16 protein-coding genes are annotated in these 15,909 nt (G+C 53.3%); 12 read left to right on the top strand and 4 right to left on the bottom strand.

Going from position 1 to position 15,909, the window contains the following annotated elements; genetic code table 11:
* Positions 1–134 precede the first annotated feature (134 nt).
* On the top strand, positions 135–536 hold the full coding sequence (gene crl, locus AC6I77_RS03910) for a sigma factor-binding protein Crl (protein ID WP_003851176.1): 402 nt from the start codon (positions 135–137) through the stop codon (positions 534–536).
* A 258-nt stretch (positions 537–794) separates the two neighbouring features.
* On the opposite strand, the gene ompC is transcribed toward crl, so the two are convergent.
* Positions 795–1,907 carry a porin OmpC gene (gene ompC / locus AC6I77_RS03915; protein ID WP_008924843.1) on the bottom strand — a complete coding sequence of 371 codons (1,113 nt, stop codon included), beginning with the start codon at positions 1,905–1,907 and terminating at the stop codon, positions 795–797.
* Between the two features lie 238 nt (positions 1,908–2,145).
* Here ompC and proB point away from each other — a divergent pair, with 238 nt between their 5' ends.
* From proB to ymcF, 10 genes are all read left to right on the top strand, one after another.
* Positions 2,146–3,249, top strand: a complete 1,104-nt coding sequence (gene proB / locus AC6I77_RS03920) for a glutamate 5-kinase (RefSeq protein ID WP_008924844.1) — start codon at positions 2,146–2,148, stop codon at positions 3,247–3,249.
* Positions 3,250–3,259: 10 nt separating this feature from the next.
* The gene (proA, locus tag AC6I77_RS03925; protein ID WP_003854419.1) at positions 3,260–4,513 is read left to right on the top strand and encodes a glutamate-5-semialdehyde dehydrogenase; all 1,254 of its coding nucleotides are present in this window, start codon (positions 3,260–3,262) and stop codon (positions 4,511–4,513) included.
* A gap of 360 nt (positions 4,514–4,873) precedes the next feature.
* Positions 4,874–5,605: a S24 family peptidase gene (locus tag AC6I77_RS03930; protein WP_008924846.1), complete on the top strand. Its 732-nt coding sequence runs from the start codon at positions 4,874–4,876 to the stop codon at positions 5,603–5,605.
* Between the two features lie 422 nt (positions 5,606–6,027).
* Positions 6,028–6,306 (top strand): transcriptional antitermination N peptide, encoded by a 279-nt coding sequence (locus AC6I77_RS03935; protein ID WP_003854417.1) that lies wholly within the window; start codon positions 6,028–6,030, stop codon positions 6,304–6,306.
* A gap of 202 nt (positions 6,307–6,508) precedes the next feature.
* Positions 6,509–6,976: a lysozyme family protein gene (locus AC6I77_RS03940; RefSeq protein ID WP_003854415.1), complete on the top strand. Its 468-nt coding sequence runs from the start codon at positions 6,509–6,511 to the stop codon at positions 6,974–6,976.
* A complete protein-coding gene (locus AC6I77_RS03945; RefSeq protein ID WP_008924848.1) occupies positions 6,973–7,320 on the top strand; it encodes a DUF7940 domain-containing protein in 348 nt (115 codons plus the stop codon). The genes AC6I77_RS03940 and AC6I77_RS03945 overlap by 4 nt, the downstream gene beginning before the upstream one ends.
* The gene (locus AC6I77_RS03950; RefSeq protein WP_497816727.1) at positions 7,317–7,610 is read left to right on the top strand and encodes a hypothetical protein; all 294 of its coding nucleotides are present in this window, start codon (positions 7,317–7,319) and stop codon (positions 7,608–7,610) included. Before AC6I77_RS03945 ends, AC6I77_RS03950 begins: the two co-directional genes overlap by 4 nt.
* 203 nt (positions 7,611–7,813) lie before the next feature.
* Positions 7,814–9,568, top strand: a complete 1,755-nt coding sequence (locus AC6I77_RS03955; RefSeq protein ID WP_003854410.1) for a putative phage tail protein — start codon at positions 7,814–7,816, stop codon at positions 9,566–9,568.
* A gap of 377 nt (positions 9,569–9,945) precedes the next feature.
* A complete protein-coding gene (gene cspE / locus AC6I77_RS03960; protein WP_003854408.1) occupies positions 9,946–10,158 on the top strand; it encodes a transcription antiterminator/RNA stability regulator CspE in 213 nt (70 codons plus the stop codon).
* 3 nt (positions 10,159–10,161) lie between these two features.
* A complete protein-coding gene (ymcF, locus tag AC6I77_RS03965; RefSeq protein WP_085980553.1) occupies positions 10,162–10,332 on the top strand; it encodes a cold shock small protein YmcF in 171 nt (56 codons plus the stop codon).
* Positions 10,333–10,684: 352 nt separating this feature from the next.
* Here ymcF and AC6I77_RS03970 read toward each other — a convergent pair whose 3' ends face one another.
* Both AC6I77_RS03970 and AC6I77_RS03975 read right to left on the bottom strand, forming a co-directional pair.
* Positions 10,685–12,262 (bottom strand): methyl-accepting chemotaxis protein, encoded by a 1,578-nt coding sequence (locus AC6I77_RS03970; protein WP_033761898.1) that lies wholly within the window; start codon positions 12,260–12,262, stop codon positions 10,685–10,687.
* Between the two features lie 530 nt (positions 12,263–12,792).
* Entirely contained in the window at positions 12,793–13,755 is a 963-nt protein-coding gene (locus AC6I77_RS03975) for a chemotaxis protein (protein ID WP_003850102.1), read from the bottom strand.
* 167 nt (positions 13,756–13,922) lie between these two features.
* Here AC6I77_RS03975 and AC6I77_RS03980 point away from each other — a divergent pair, with 167 nt between their 5' ends.
* Positions 13,923–14,315: a YgiW/YdeI family stress tolerance OB fold protein gene (locus tag AC6I77_RS03980; RefSeq protein WP_003850101.1), complete on the top strand. Its 393-nt coding sequence runs from the start codon at positions 13,923–13,925 to the stop codon at positions 14,313–14,315.
* A gap of 36 nt (positions 14,316–14,351) precedes the next feature.
* Here the strand turns inward: AC6I77_RS03980 and dbpA are convergent, their stop codons facing one another.
* A complete protein-coding gene (dbpA, locus tag AC6I77_RS03985) occupies positions 14,352–15,734 on the bottom strand; it encodes an ATP-dependent RNA helicase DbpA (RefSeq protein ID WP_154925790.1) in 1,383 nt (460 codons plus the stop codon).
* Positions 15,735–15,909: the final 175 nt, after the last annotated feature.

Consider the following 15,909-nt stretch of genomic DNA (forward strand, 5'->3'; position numbering starts at 1 on the left):
CTACAACTAGTAGCGGAATTCTTCCGGGCTGCCGCTAAGTGAAATATGACGTCATCGGGCCCATGCGGTGTGGCGTCGTGCTGGCCGTCCGGAAATCAAGGCTGTATAGCGGTCAAAACCTATGGAGAATCAGCATGACGTTACCAAGTGGTCATCCCCGCAGTCGCCTGCTTAAGCGCTTTACGGAGCTTGGGCCTTATATTCGCGATGGGAAATGTGGCGAAACCCGTTTCTTCTTCGACTGCCTGGCTGCCTGCGTCAATGTGAAACCGGCACCGGAATTGCGAGAGTTCTGGGGCTGGTGGATGGAGCTGGAAGCACAGGCTGACCACTTTACCTATGTCTACCATATCGGTCTGTTCGATAAAGAGGGTGACTGGTCGGTGGCAACCATCAAAGGGAAAGAGAACACGGCGCGCGTGGAAGAGACCTTACGGAATTTCCATACCCGTCTTAAAGCGATGCTGAAAGAGTTCGAGCTGGATCTGATCCCAGCCAGCGATTTTGATGAGAAACCGGTGAAGCTGAGCGCCTGATAGGGTAGTGTAGTGAAATAAAGACGAAAAAATGGCGAGTTTAAAAACTCGCCATTTTTGTTGAAGTCTGACCCGCTGTTGGATCGAGCCTTCTCAGAGAACACGGTCAGATCGGAAAGACGCAAAAGCCGCCATCCATGGCACGCTCGGCCCGCGCCGTCCTGGCGCGGGACGCTTTCCTCTTCTGACCGTGTTCCCTGCGTGTTGAATTTATGCGTTGCTGCCAGCTCCAAATCTGCCCGGTTTGCGAGCCTGAAATCAGAACTGGTAAGTCACACCCATCGCCACAATGTCGTCGTTGTTAAGCGACAGCGCATTGTCGTCAGGCAGTTGGTTGATTTTGTAATCAACGAAGGCGGACATATTTTTGTTGAAGTAGTAGGTCGCGCCCACATCGATATATTTCACCAGATCCGCATCGCCGATACCGTTTTCGATATCTTTGCCTTTGGTCTGTACATACCCGATAGACGGACGCAGGCCGAAATCAAACTGATACTGCGCCACCAGTTCGATGTTCTGCGCTTTGTTGGCTGCGCCCGCAACCGCTGCGCCGGTGGCACGGTTGGTACCGCTAATTGGCGTCATATTACGGGTATCGGTGTAGATTGCGGCCAGGTAGACACTGTTAGCATCATACTTCACGCCTGCGCCCCAGGAATCCGCACGGTCACCGCCGCCATAAGCGCGCGCCTGTTGCTGGTTGGTGCGGTCAGATGAGGTGATGGCACTCATCAGGCTCACACCAGAATCACCCAGAGCATAGCCGAGAGACGCACCGTAGCCGTCGCCATTCTGACGGTTAATATCAGTACGGGTGTTGGTGCTGGACGCGTCATTTTTGCCCTGGTACTGCAGCGCAAATTTCAGGCCATCGACCAGACCAAAGAAGTTATTGTTACGATAAGTCGCAACACCGGTGGCGCGCTGTGTCATAAAGTTATCAGAGCGGGCTGTACCGTCACCGCCGAATTCCGGGAATACGTCAGTCCAGGCTTCAACGTCATACAGCACACCGTAGTTACGGCCATAATCTACCGAACCGTACTGAGAGAATTTCAGACCAGCAAACCCGAGGCGGGTTTTGTTGCCATTGTTGGCGTCACTGCCTTCGGAGTTGTTAACGTTGTACTGATATTCCCACTGACCATAACCGGTCATCAGGTCGTTAATCTGTGTCTGACCCTTAAAGCCGATACGGGTATAGGACTTGTCTCCATCCTGGCTGGCATTATCGCTGATGTAGTGCTCAGCTTTAACTTTGCCGTACAAATCCAGTTTGTTGCCATCTTTGTTATAGATTTCGGCAGCCTGCGCGGCAGAAGCCAGCGTCAGCGTGGAGAGGAGCATGGCCAGTGTGCTTTTCTTCATTTGCTATCAATCCCAATGTGAACACCGTAAAAAAATGAAAGTTTTTGTAAAACACGGACTTTTTACCCGTCAGTGATGAACTTTTTATGACACTTTTCATGATTTCTTGTTAACCATGAACTTTTGGTCTACCTCCTTGTCCGCGTAATTTCGTGCTTTTCCCCCGCTGGCTGTTGGCTTCCTTATCGACTCCTGTTAAAACGTCCTTTCGTAAAAATTTTTCTCTACGGCAGGAAATATGAGTGGCAGTCAGACCTTAGTGGTCAAGTTGGGTACCAGCGTTCTCACCGGCGGATCTCGCCGGTTGAACAGGGCGCACATGGTGGAACTGGTTCGTCAGTGTGCGCAGCAGCACGCCGCAGGCCACCGCATTGTGATCGTGACTTCTGGCGCAATGGCCGCCGGACGCGAACATCTGGGCTACCCCGAACTGCCACCGACCATCGCCTCAAAGCAGCTGCTGGCTGCGGTGGGGCAGAGTCGTCTGATTCAGCTGTGGGAACAGTTATTTTCTATCTACGGTATTCATATTGGTCAGATGCTGTTGACCCGTGCCGACATGGAAGATCGCGAACGCTTTCTGAACGCCCGCGACACGCTGCGTGCGCTGCTGGATAACCATATTGTGCCGGTGATCAATGAGAACGATGCTGTCGCCACCGCTGAAATCAAAGTGGGCGACAACGACAATCTCTCTGCGCTGGCGGCGATGCTCGGCGGCGCCGACAAGCTGCTGCTCCTGACCGATCAGCAGGGGCTTTTTACCGCCGATCCCCGTAACAATCCTGAGGCTGAGCTGATCAGTGATGTGCATATCATTGATGATGCGTTGCGCGCCCTGGCGGGCGACAGTGTTTCCGGGCTCGGCACTGGCGGCATGTCGACTAAGCTTCAGGCGGCGGATGTTGCCTGTCGTGCCGGTATCGATGTGATCATCGCCTCGGGCAGCCGCAGCGGCGTGATCAGCGATGTGATTGATGGTAAGCCGGTCGGTACGCGCTTCCATGCGCAGCAATCGCCGCTGGAAAACCGTAAACGCTGGATTTTCGGTGCGCCTCCGGCGGGTGAGATTACCGTCGATGACGGTGCACTGGCAGCCATTATCGAACGTGGCAGTTCGCTGCTGCCGAAAGGGATCCGGGCGATCCAGGGGAATTTCTCTCGCGGTGAAGTGATCCGCATTCGCAGCCTGCAGGGCCGGGATATCGCTCACGGCGTTTCACGCTACAACAGCGACGCGATGCGAATGATCGCCGGTCATCATAGTCAGCAGATCAGCGAGATCCTGGGATATGAATATGGCCCGGTGGCGGTTCACCGCGACGACATGATCGTCAGTTAAGGAGCGGACAATGCTTGAAGAGATGGGAAAAGCGGCGCGTGCCGCAGCGTATACCGTGGCCGATCTGTCAACGGCAGAAAAGAACGATGTTCTGATGACGATTGCTGACCGGCTGGAAACCGAGAGCGCTGACATTCTGGCGGCTAACGAGCTGGATTTAGCCGATGCGCGTCAGAACGGCATGAGTGCCGCGTTATTAGATCGACTGACGCTTAATCCGCAACGCCTCAGCAGCATCGCCAGCGATGTGCGCCAGGTTTGTCAGCTTGCCGATCCGGTAGGGCAGTTAATCGACGGTGGTCAGCTCGACAGCGGGCTGCGCATTGAACGCCGTCGCGTGCCGCTGGGCGTCGTTGCGGTGATTTATGAGGCGCGCCCTAATGTGACGGTTGACGTCGCCAGTCTGTGCCTGAAAACCGGCAACGCCGCTATTCTGCGTGGCGGCAAAGAGACCTGGCGCACCAATGCGGCCACCGTTCGGGTCATTCAGAACGCGCTGAAGCAGCACGGTTTACCGGTAGCCATTGTCCAGGCGATTGAAAATCCTGACCGCGAGCTGGTGAATCAGCTGCTGAAGCTGGATCGCTACGTCGACATGCTGATCCCGCGCGGCGGAGCCGGGCTGCATAAACTGTGTCGCGAGAACTCCACCATTCCGGTGATTACCGGCGGCATTGGCGTCTGCCATATCTACATTGATGAGACGATGGAGATTGAACCGGCACTTGATGTGATCGTCAACGCCAAGAAACAGCGTCCCAGCGCCTGTAACTCACTGGAAACGCTGCTGGTGGACCAGGCGATGGCCGAACGTTTTCTGCCAGCTTTCAGCGCGCGAATGGCGCAGGAAGGAATCGCGCTGCATGCTGACAGCAACGTGCTGGCACAACTTCAGCATGGCCCCGCCCCGGTTAAACCCGTGAGTCCTCAGCAATACAATGACGAGTGGCTGTCGCTGGATCTTAACGTTAAATTGGTGGCGGATATGGATGAGGCGATCGATCACATTCGTACGCACGGCACACAGCACTCAGATGCTATCCTCACCCGTAATACGCGTAATGCCGCGCGTTTTGTTCGTCAGGTCGACTCGTCAGCGGTTTATGTCAACGCCAGCACCCGCTTCACCGATGGGGGTCAATTTGGCCTGGGCGCGGAAGTGGCGGTCAGTACACAGAAATTGCATGCCCGTGGCCCCATGGGGTTAGAGGCGCTGACCACCTATAAATGGATAGCGTGGGGAGACGATACGCTCCGCCCATAACGACGATAATTTTTAACAAAGCGGGAGTCTTTCAAAGGCTCCCGTTTTTTTTATCCCGATTTTTCGGACCAGTGAAAGATAGGATTTTCTGCGCATCAGATCATTTTCTGTTCTGTTCTCGTCATCCCTGGCAATTATGCTGCCTGATATTCACGCAATTTCTTACGGAACATTCCTGAAAGCCGGGGCTGCAAGCGGCCTGAGGCAATATTTTTTGTTTAGCCGCAGGCTGAAGCGGATAATGATAGTTAGCATTGCTTGATAAAGCGGTTAGGTAGTAAACGAGCGGTAATATAAAATGAACTGGTAGCAATAACGAAAATAACATCCAGTATCTCTTCTATGGCTGATTATTAACTAATGGTTAAAAAAGAAAGTACAAGACAAGCTTTCACCGCCAGGCTGATAGCGGCCTGTGAGAGTGCCGGCATTGTCGGACATGGACGAAACAAACAGGTTGCCAGAGCTCTGCAGCAGCAAGGCTGTAAAATTTCAACGCCAGGCGTGTGGAAGTGGTTTAACGCGCAGTCAGTGCCTGATGGCGGCAATTTACTGGCACTCAGTCAATTGCTAGGCGTCAGGGTAGAGTGGCTCCAGTACGGCATGGAGCAATCCACTGAACCTGTAGCGATGAGTACACTCACTGGCCAAAAGAGTGTGTTTCGTATTGATAGCCTCGACATTGGTCAGCGCAGTGCTGCGGGCCTGCCCGCGCGCGATGAGTTTGTCGAGACTATCCAGGCGATTGAATATGGTCTGGATGAGGCACGGGTTCTGTTCAACGGCCGTCCGGCGGAAAACATTCGGTTGATCGCTATCAACAGTGATTCTATGGCTGACACCTTTGCACCGCGCGATCAGCTGTTTGTGGATATCAGCGTGCGGATGTTTGACGGCGATGGTATCTATATTTTTACCCTCGACGAGCAGCTCTACCTTAAACGCCTGCAGCTGCAGCATAAAAAAATTGCAGTGATATCAGATAATAAACGCTATGAAACGTGGTATCTCAATCGTGATGAGGTCACCAGCCTGAAGGTGCTCGCAAAAGTGATTATGAGCCAGGCGCGACACTATCAAATTCTCGGCTAAAGCCGTTTCTGCCGCTTTTCTCCGGAGAGCTGCAAAAAAATAATCGGCATAAATTCATAAATTTAACCAGCAGTAAATAAAAAATTAACCAACAGTGTTTGATAAAGCATAAGAACCTGTTAATAATTTGGACATGGATGAACGAAGACGTTCTTTTCAGGGATGACCCGCTCTTAAACAATTCAGGCGCTGCACAAGCGCGAATCATACCACCCAAAAGTCAGTGAACTTTGGGATGGGGTGGATGCGCAAATGCAGCGTCGTCAGATGCCGTTTATTTCCCCTCGCTTACTTTCCACCTGGCTGCTTACGCAGCCGGGCGGTGAGCGTGCGACCGCGATATACGACATTCGGGTCCGTTCGGTTTCCCGAAAGCTCGCGCCTGCCACCCCATCGCCAAATACTCATTCACAGGAGGAGTTATGGCGATTATTCACTATGGCAAAAGCGTTTTCACTGGCAACGCACGTACGCGTCGCCATCGGCGGCGCCAGCCTCTCAGCAGCCTGCAACAGAGCATCGATCAGGCACTGAACTTTCCAGCTGAACCACCAACCCTGAGGCGTGCAGAGCAAATCTGCCAGCGTCAGGTCGCCCCGCGCGTTGATCGCGCAATCACAACACCCCGCGTGACCAGTCAGGAAACACCCAGTTTCGACAATTGCTGTCTTCCGCATGTTCATCTCTACGCCGTGAGCTGAAGCGGAAGCGCGCGCCGTTTTTCGTTCCGGCTAACGCTTTGTTATCTCCAGCTCTCATTGGGCGCAATCTGCTGAATTACTGTTTAGTTTTGCTGCAGCTTCAGCAAGGCCCTTTGCTGTGCCGGGCTTGTTAATGATCAGCCGGCGTTATGTATTTATTTTCACAAGGCTGAAGGCCTTAATTCGTCATTGAGGAGTCCGTATGAGCCAGATCATCGCAGTACTGAATTTTGAAGAGGGATATGTCGACACACCTTATCTCGACACGCTGGGTTTCCCCACGGTGGCGGGCGGCATACGCATTGGGCCAAAAGGGGCGTCGCTCAGTAATTACACTTTCCGCGTGCCACGGCGCGTCGGTGATGTCTGGAAGCAGTGCATTCTGGAAAACAAAGTTCAGGAGATGCAGGGCAGGGAGCTGCTGCGCGATGCGCTGACAAAGTGCAATGACGCTCGCACCGATGTGTTGCTGAGCATGACGTATCAACTGGGCGTGGAGGGCGTCCTGCAGTTCAAAAACATGCTCACCTCCATCATCGCTGAACAGTTTAGTGATGCGGCTGACGCGATGATGAACAGCCTCTGGGCGCGTCAGACGCCGGGCCGGGCCCGGCGTCATGCGGAGATGATGCGCACCGGCACCTATGCGATTTACAGGGGGCTGCTATGAGATGGCTCATGTTTCTCATTGCCGTGCTGACGGCAATCATCATTCTGCTGCTGCTGCAGCGCTTTACCACCCTGCAGTTTGTCTCTCATGCCCGCCTGCTCTTCAAAACCTGGTCTGTCTGGCTTGCGTCGTTGGGCTCCATGCTCAGCGCCTGGGCGCAGTCATTCCCCTCTGCCGCCGTTGATGCCTGGAACGTGCTGCCGGAAGACGTGAAATCGATTCTGCCACACAACTACCTGGGGCTCGTGGGCGCGTTCATGGTGGCGATGGGGGTGATTGCCCAGTTTGTTCGTCAGAAAAACCTGCTCACCGCGAAGGAGCAGGCGGGAGGAGCGAAACCATGACTCTCATTACCACCTTACTGGGCGGCAGCTGGCACTGGCTGGCCGCACTCGCTGGCGTGATTGCGGCGCTGGGCGCCAGTTATTTCGGCGGCAAAAAAATCGGCAAAGTGCAGCAAAAAGCACGTTCTGACGTCGATAACGCGCAACAGGAGGCGTCTCGCGTTAGCGCGGTGGCGCACCAGCAACAACACAACCGCGAGGAGGCTAACCGTGTGGCGACCGACAACCATAGCCTTGATGACGCTGCTGCTCGTGACAAGCTGCAGCAGTCGAAATACCACAAACCCTGAGCCGGTAGCGATTACCGACTCTGCCTGCGTACTTTTTTCCCCTCTTTATACCTACGGCGATGACGCGCAAAAAATGGACGTTCGTACGGTGCGCGCCATCAACACCCACAACGACATGTGGGACTCCCTTTGCGGCCATCCGGCTGCGGCTAAGTAGTGCGCTGATTTCAGCGCGATATCTCTGTGATCCTGAGGAGGATTCTATGATCGAAGTTAACTCTTTTGCTGAACTGCGTACCACTGTTCCACCAAAATCAGGTGAAGTCGCCAGCCTTAAACGCTATTACGATAAGGACTCCAGCTTCCGGGGTGGCGCAGACTTTGTCGGTTTCCTGAGTACGACACCGCTGAAAGATGATGGCGGTACGGTGGCGATAGGCAACGGTTTCTACTGGAAACGCACCATCAACGATCCTACGGAAGTGAACATTCTGCACTTCGGTGCGAAAGGGGATGGCGTCACCGATGATACTGATGCTTTCAAGCGGATGCTGGCATGGACCCAGACCTACAACACCTACGTGAAAGCGATGCCGGTGCGATTTCCGGGTGGCCGCTTCCTGATTTCACCCATCGATCTCACCGATACGGAGTTGCCGTTCTTTGGTATCAGCGGTGATGATACCGAACTCGGATCGTCACCCCGCACCACCATTGTCTCTGACAAAAGCGCGAATACGGTATTCAAGGTGAATGCGCGCAAAATCGTCATTAAAGGCATTTGCTGGCACGGACAGGCTAACGCCGGAACTGTCGACACCTCTCTCAAAGTCACCGTCACGCCTGAACAGTGCAGCAACGTTCAACCATTCTTTGAAAATACGATTGTTGGAGGCCAGATCGTCAATATCTTCTGCTTCAAGGCTCAAAGCACCGGGGGAACTGTCTTTAAACTGCAGGATACGCTCGACAGTAAATTCGATCAGATCTACAGCTCCAGTACCTATTCCCGTGTGTTTGATGTCGGCTGGTCAAATACACCAAAGGGAAACTGGGACCACTCAACAGCGATTGAGCTGTGTAATGCTAACTTCCAGTCGGGCTATGGGGACGCCACGCTCTACATGCCGCGCGTCACACAGGGAGTCATGCGCAACGTCTGGATTGAGCACACGACTAACCCGGGTGATCTGTCGGACGGGGGCTGGAACATCGAAACGCTTAACATTGAAGATTGCGCCACGCCGCTCAATCTCAACAATGCCCGCGTGGTGATGCGTCATATCAACCTGCAGGCGGGGGCGAAAATCACCAATGATATAGCCGGAAACAAATGGCTATCGACTTTTGAATATGGCTACCGTCGGGATGAGAACTACGGCACGTTCATGACCGGTTCACTGCGTGCCGGCTATTACAGTGGCTATAAAGTGGTGAACAACACCGCTACCGATAACTGGTATCGGCTGGGGCAGCTCTATTTCCCGGCGCCTAACCAGCAATGGGTGATGGAGCTGATCGGTAAAGCGGATGCCACCACGCCGTCCGGCACCGCCGGTTCACCGGTAAATATGCCGGCCACAGGTAAAACCCTGATCAACCTGCAGCGACTGGAGACGGTCTGGGCCGATGCTTACCATATGGGACAACCTTCTGTGCTGGACATTCGTTATGGCCGGGTAGGGACCACCTATGCCGTAATCTGGGTCAAGCTGAAAGCCAATAGCGGCGAGACCATGTTCAATCTGAAGACCACGGGTCCCACCCGGTTTGATACCGGTTCCTGCTCGCTGTTCCAGTCAGATATGACGATGGTTGATGACATCACCAAAATCAGCAACCTGAAACCCGCTGCACGTTTCGGCATGCACAATGGGCTGGCGGGTATCGGTGCCAACGAGAAAGGGGTGGTGACGCTGGCGACTGCGGCGGGTACACCGACTAACAAGACCGCGCCGACCGGTTTTGTGCTGATCAATATCAACGGCGTGGATCGTAAGGTTCCTTACTACGATTGATGATCGGCATATTTTGGGCGAGGTGTGAGCCTCGCCCTTTTTTTGCTCTGTGGGTATCTCCACTTCTCTTTATGTCGGCAGGAACGCATCGCTGCAGAGCCCTGCCAGGCTGCTTCCCTGAGAGAGTCTCGCGCTTTCATGTTCTCCAGTCGACGGATTACGATTAATTTGAATTAGGAGTTGCGTCACTGTGAGAAGTGTGGCCTAATGAATCGTCGGTTTGATTAACAGACACTATCAAAGTAAGTAACCAAAGCAGTTCTCATCTCTAAGTTTGTCGCGAGACATCCCTTCTTTTTGAGTCTTCTCTTACGTTCTGATTAAAATCTGTTCTCAGGCCATTATGCCGGAAGGCTCGATATATTAAGGATTTAAGCATGTCTAACAAAATTCGCGGTACCGTTAAATGGTTTAACGCAGAGAAAGGCTTCGGTTTCATTTCTCCTGCAGACGGCAGCAAAGATGTATTCGTACATTTCTCTGCAATCCAGGGCACCGATTTCCGTTCATTAGATGAAGGTCAGCAAGTTGAATTCACAGTAGAAAATGGCGCCAAAGGCCCAGCTGCTGCGAACGTTGTTGGTCTCTAAGGACTGAAAATTACTTTTAAGTGTCCTCACTGTAATGGCTCACAGTTTCGTACATCACATTTTGATGTTACAAGAGCCAATCCGCATGGAGCGAAATGCATTTTCTGCAAATCTGTCGTCGTTCAGGTGAACATGGCAAGGATTGCAACTCAGAGCCAGCTTCGCGCGCTCTGATAAAGGCTAGTGAGCTTTATAGCGTTGTTGCATTTATAGTAATAAAAGGTCGCCTCTGGCGGCCTTTTTTGTGTCCGCTATTCCTGTCCTCAAACCTCAAACCTCAAACCTCAAACCTCAAACCTCAACCCTCAACCCTCAACCCTCAACCCTCAACCCTCAACCCTCAACCCTCAACCCTCAACCCTCAACCCTCAACCCTCAACCCTTAACCCTTAACCCTTAAACCCTTCCTGCACGCGTCGGGTGGCGTCAGCTTTCTTTGTCTCGGAACAGTGTTAACCGCCTGAAATCTATCCGCTCTCCATCATCGCGTAAAAAAAGACCCGCCGGGGCGGGCCGTTAAGAAGGATTAACGCAGTACGGGTTGCAGAGAAAGCTTGCCGGTATTGAACACGCTCATCGCCTGTGCCATGCGCTCGGCTTGATCCTGCAGTGCCTGAGAGGCGGCTGATGCTTCCTGTACCAGCGCGGCATTCTGCTGCGTTACCGCTTCCATCTGAGTAATTGCCTGATTGATTTCATGGATGCCGCTGCTCTGTTCGCTGCTGGCGATCGTGATTTCGCTCATAATGTTTGCCACGCTCTGCACGCTGTTCACCACTTCACCGATGGTTGAACCTGCATGCGTCACCAGTTTGCTGCCTTCATCGACTTTAGCGACAGAATCTTCAATCAGCACCTTAATCTCTTTGGCTGCGGAAGCTGAGCGCTGTGCCAGATTACGCACTTCACTCGCCACGACGGCAAAGCCACGACCCTGTTCACCCGCGCGCGCGGCTTCTACGGCGGCGTTAAGGGACAGGATATTGGTCTGAAAGGCAATCGAGTCGATAACGCTGATAATATCGACAATTTTGCGTGAGGAGAGGGCGATGGCTTCCATCTTCTCGATGACCTGCTCCATGACCACGCCACCTTCACGTGCCACGCTTGAGGTGGTGGAAACCAGGTGATTAGCTTCACGCGCGTTGTCGGCATTGTGTTTCACCGTCGACGTCATCTGCTCCATCGCAGAGGCGGTCTCTTCCAGGGAGCTGGCCTGCTGCTCAGTTCGGGTTGAGAGATCAAGGTTGCCGCTGGAAATCTGCGTTGATGCAACCGCGATAGTGTCGGAGCCGGTACGCACTTCCGTCACAATTGACAGCAGGTTATCGTTCATCCGCTGCAATGCCTGCATCAGAACACCTGTTTCATCGCGTGAGGTCACCTGCATCTGGGTACTCAGATCGCCGGCCGCCACACGTTCAGCGACATCAACAGCTGCAACCAGTGGACGCACGATTGAACGGGTCAGGAAGTAGCCCAGCATGATAGAAGCAAGAATGGCCAGTGCGGAGAAAATCAGCGTGATGGAGATAGCAGACTGGCCATTTTCCACAATACCCTGACCTTCAGTCCGCAGCTGTGCATCCTGAGAGTTGGCAAAATCCACGGCATCCTGCAGGAATTTATTCTGGGTAGCCGTCATTGATTTCAACACATAGATGCTTGCTGCATCAAAGTTGCCCGCTTTTACCAGGGTAATTAATTCGGCTTTGACCTTTTCAAATGCCTGAGAAGAGGCCAGCAGACCGGCGATCTTTTTCTTACCGATTGGCGTGACCTGAATGTCTTCAATCCTTTTCATGGCGCGGTTGGTACGTTGCGTGGCTTCATCCAGCTGACCATAACGTTTCACATTATTTTCCGGATGTGTCGTGTCGATCACCATGCCGCGCAGGTATTTGATCTGATCGTTGACGCCATCGCGCACATCAAATGCCAGTCGTACTTTCACATAGCGATCATCAACGATCGACGAGATTGCCGTATTGATATTGTTAATTCTGGTAATAGATGTCACACCAATCACTATCAGTAACGTCACAATAATGCCGAAGGCTGCTGCAAGCCGCATTCCGACCTTCATATTCCTGATGCTGAACATGTTCTTTTCCCCGTTATTGTATTAATCAATTTATTAGCAACACTCAGATTCCCTGCTGTTGTACGCAAAGCCGTGCTGAAGTCTGTGGTCACAGCCGCAGGCAAAATGTGATCTCGCGCATACAGTTATCGGAGTGCGGAGTTGTATCTTTAATAATTTTTAAGTAATCATGCAGCGTGAATAAATAATCAGTGAAAAGCATCAGAAAGGGTTAACAAACGAGCGGAGGCGGAATTCAGGCAAAAAAAGGGCTGTCAGCAGTGGTGCTGACAGCCCGATCCAGACAAACATGAATGGATTCAGAAAACTAAAAAGTAGAGGCCTACCCAGAACGCGACGCTTAAACTGACGGCGCTAATCCAGGCCAACTGACGTAAACGGCCACGCAATACCTTTTGAGGAGAAGGCGTCGCAGGTGCGGGCGTAACAGGTAAAGTTTCAATGTGCATAGTCGTTTCCTGGTCAGGTCAGCGATTCCGCTGATCAAAAAAGTAAAAGTGTGCCGGGCATTCTTTGCGGCCCGTGTTCACTTAACGGGCGGTATCGAGAACGTTGAAAATCACGTCTGAAAGTTCATTCAGCTCAAACTTTGCCACATAGCCGTCGGCTCCCACTTTACGCACGTGGTCTTCGTTGGCGCTTCCAGAGAGTGAGGAGTGGATCACGACCGGCAGCGTTTTCAGAATCGGGTCACGCTTGATGTTGCGGGTCAGCGTAAAGCCATCCATCTCGGGCATCTCCAGATCGGTCAGTACCAGGGCAATTTTGTCGTGAATCGACTCGCCTGAAGCCTGCACTTCCTGGCTTAGCTGCTTAATTTTTTCCCAGGCATCAAGGCCGGTGTTAAACATCAGCGCCGGAATGCCCATGCTCTTCAGTCCCTGCTCCAGCAGCTGACGCGCGACTTTGGAATCTTCTGCCACAATTGCAACCGCACCCGGGCGATAGTTGAAGGCACGCGGTTTGGCCGCTTCAGGCTCGACGCCGCGTGACGACGGGATGATGTCATACAGGATTTGCTCAACGTCCAGCACCATCGCCAGCTCGCTGCCCTGCTTATCGGTGTCCAGGCAGGCGATGCTGGTAATGTTGCGACCGCCGATACCGGCTTCAGCGGTATGGACCTGGCTCCAGTCGAGACGCACGATGTTATCCACGGATTCCACGGCAAATGCCTGGGTGTTACGGGCATACTCGGTGACCAGCAGCAGGTTAAGGCCCGTTTCGGGTACGCAACCTGCCACAGCAGGCAGGTCGATGACCGGAATGAACTGACCGCGAATACTGGCCATACCCAGCAGCGGCGAACTCATTCCCGCGGCTTTGGTGATGGTCTGCATTGGTACAATTTCACGCAGCTTGAAGACGTTAATGCCAAACAGCTCAGACTTGCCTTTCAGCTGATCAGAACCTAAGCGAAACAGCAGCAGCTCAAACTTGTTCGATAATGCGAGGTTCGCTCTCTCATCGATCTCTTTCTGAAAATTATCCATGGTTGCCTCTGCATTAACGCAGCTGGTGAAATAGGGTGTGAACAGGTTATCGGCAGCAAACGGAAAAAGGTGAGAAGAGAAAGGTGAAATAAAACGGACGCCAATTATTGTGCCAGGCTTAACCCTGAAGGTTCAACATGGACACCTTTCCAATAAAGGAGTGTGAAATGAAAAAAGTGATTTTAGCGTCGTTGCTGGTGATGATGAGCGCGGGTGTGTCGGCTGAAGAGGGCGGATACAAAGCGGGTGATGCGCCACCGCCGCAGCACAAGCAGGATGCGGGCTATAAAGGCTCAGAAGATACCGGTCAGACACATATTGATCAGATCCGCGACTTCCGTCAGGGCGGGTATGTGACGCTGGAAGGTTACATCGTGAAGAAAGAGCAGGGCGAGCGCTATCAGTTCCGCGACAACACCGGTACGTTACCGATTATCGCACCGAAGAAGACCTTTGATGGTAAAACCTACTCCGCGGAAGACAAAGTACGTGTCAGTGGTAAGGTACAGGGCAAAGGGGATAAAACCACGCTGCATGTGACACAAATCGAAGAGCCATAAGAAATCGGGCGAGGTAATAACCTCGCCCGATTTTATTCAGTCCTTCAGCAGAATCGCCCGGCAGGTTTTGCCTTTGATTTTGCCCTGCTTGAGTTTCACCAGTGCCGCTTTAGCGTGGTTCGCTTCAATCGCCACGTAGGCATGGGTTGGGGTCAGAACGATTTTACCAATCTGATCGGCGCGATAACCCGCTTCACCGGTCAGCGCACCCAGAATGTCTCCCGGACGCATCTTGCCTTTACGACCACCATCAATACACAATGTCATCATGGCGGCAGGCAGAGGCTTGCTGCTGCCTTTTTTCAGCGTGCTGGCAGAAACCCACGGCAGTTTTTGCTGCAGGAAATCCTCCAGTGCATGTGCGCGCGCCATTTCATCGGCAGCAACCAGGCTGACGGCAACGCCATGTTCGCCTGCACGTGCGGTACGACCGATGCGGTGCAGGTGGATTTCAGGATCCCAGGCGAGCTGGTAGTTGACCACCATCGCCAGTGATTTGATATCCAGTCCGCGCGCGGCGACATCGGTGGCAACCAGTACGCGTCCACTGCCGTTAGCAAAACGGATCAGCACACGTTCGCGATCGCGCTGTTCCAGGTCACCATGCAATGGCAGGGCGCTGATATCACGCGCGTTAAGCGCCGCAGCGACATCGTCACATTCACGTTTGGTGTTGCAGAAGACCACACAGGATGAGGGCTGACGGTCGCTAAGCAGTGCGATGAGCAGACCCAGTTTTTCATTGTGGCTGGCTTCAAAGAACTGCTGGTCAATTGAAGGCAGTTCGCTGACTTCTTCAGTTACCACGCTCAGCGCATCACGCTGGAAGCGGGTACTGATGGCGGTGATGCCGTCGGGCCACGTAGCGGAAAAGAGCAGCGTCTGGCGCGAGGCGGGCGTCGCCTCAATGATAGTTTCCATATCATTGAGGAAACCCATCTCCAGCATCCGATCTGCCTCATCCAGTACCAGCGTGTTGAGCTGGTCCAGTTTGAGGTTTTCGCGGTTGATGTGGTCGAGGATACGACCCGGCGTGCCGACCACGATATGCGGTGGATGCACCAGCGAGTCACGCTGTGCACTCATCGGTTGTCCGCCACACAAGGTGAGGACTTTGATGTTTCGGGTGAAGCGGGCCAGCTGGCGCAGCACGTTGCCCACCTGATCGGCCAGTTCCCGGGTTGGACACAGGATGAGTGCCTGAGTCTGAAAGCGGGTGCTGTCAATATGGTGCAGTAATCCAATACCAAAGGCAGCCGTTTTACCGCTGCCGGTTTTCGCCTGCGCACGCACGTCGCGTCCCTGTAGTATGGCGGGCAGCGTAGCAGCCTGCACGGGCGTCATGCTGGTGTAGCCCATCTCGCGCAGGTTATCGAGCTGGCTGTCGGGAAGCGAATTGAGGGTAGAAAAAGCGGTCACGGGCGCGGCCTCTGAGGCTGAAAGTGTAGGGCATTATTGCGGGGCAAGTCTGGCAGAAAGCACGCCTGACAGCAACGGGAACCTCGATGGTTAACGGTATGAAACTATCTCTGCCGGCACGCTTAGGAATAGACTGAAGTTTGCCTGGAAAAGACGGTTTTTTTTAATCGATTCG

Source organism: Pantoea sp. X-Soil-ISGK-259 (genome assembly GCF_059730705.1).

Coding starts and splice junctions, on each gene's coding strand:
- AC6I77_RS03930 (WP_008924846.1), top strand. CDS start 4,874: ATGGTTAAAAAAGAAAGTACAAGACAAGCTTTCACCGCCAGGCTGATA.
- crl (WP_003851176.1), top strand. CDS start 135: ATGACGTTACCAAGTGGTCATCCCCGCAGTCGCCTGCTTAAGCGCTTT.
- cspE (WP_003854408.1), top strand. CDS start 9,946: ATGTCTAACAAAATTCGCGGTACCGTTAAATGGTTTAACGCAGAGAAA.
- ompC (WP_008924843.1), bottom strand. CDS start 1,907: ATGAAGAAAAGCACACTGGCCATGCTCCTCTCCACGCTGACGCTGGCT.
- AC6I77_RS03945 (WP_008924848.1), top strand. CDS start 6,973: ATGAGATGGCTCATGTTTCTCATTGCCGTGCTGACGGCAATCATCATT.
- AC6I77_RS03935 (WP_003854417.1), top strand. CDS start 6,028: ATGGCGATTATTCACTATGGCAAAAGCGTTTTCACTGGCAACGCACGT.
- AC6I77_RS03970 (WP_033761898.1), bottom strand. CDS start 12,262: ATGTTCAGCATCAGGAATATGAAGGTCGGAATGCGGCTTGCAGCAGCC.
- AC6I77_RS03955 (WP_003854410.1), top strand. CDS start 7,814: ATGATCGAAGTTAACTCTTTTGCTGAACTGCGTACCACTGTTCCACCA.
- proA (WP_003854419.1), top strand. CDS start 3,260: ATGCTTGAAGAGATGGGAAAAGCGGCGCGTGCCGCAGCGTATACCGTG.
- proB (WP_008924844.1), top strand. CDS start 2,146: ATGAGTGGCAGTCAGACCTTAGTGGTCAAGTTGGGTACCAGCGTTCTC.
- AC6I77_RS03975 (WP_003850102.1), bottom strand. CDS start 13,755: ATGGATAATTTTCAGAAAGAGATCGATGAGAGAGCGAACCTCGCATTA.
- AC6I77_RS03950 (WP_497816727.1), top strand. CDS start 7,317: ATGACTCTCATTACCACCTTACTGGGCGGCAGCTGGCACTGGCTGGCC.
- AC6I77_RS03940 (WP_003854415.1), top strand. CDS start 6,509: ATGAGCCAGATCATCGCAGTACTGAATTTTGAAGAGGGATATGTCGAC.
- AC6I77_RS03980 (WP_003850101.1), top strand. CDS start 13,923: ATGAAAAAAGTGATTTTAGCGTCGTTGCTGGTGATGATGAGCGCGGGT.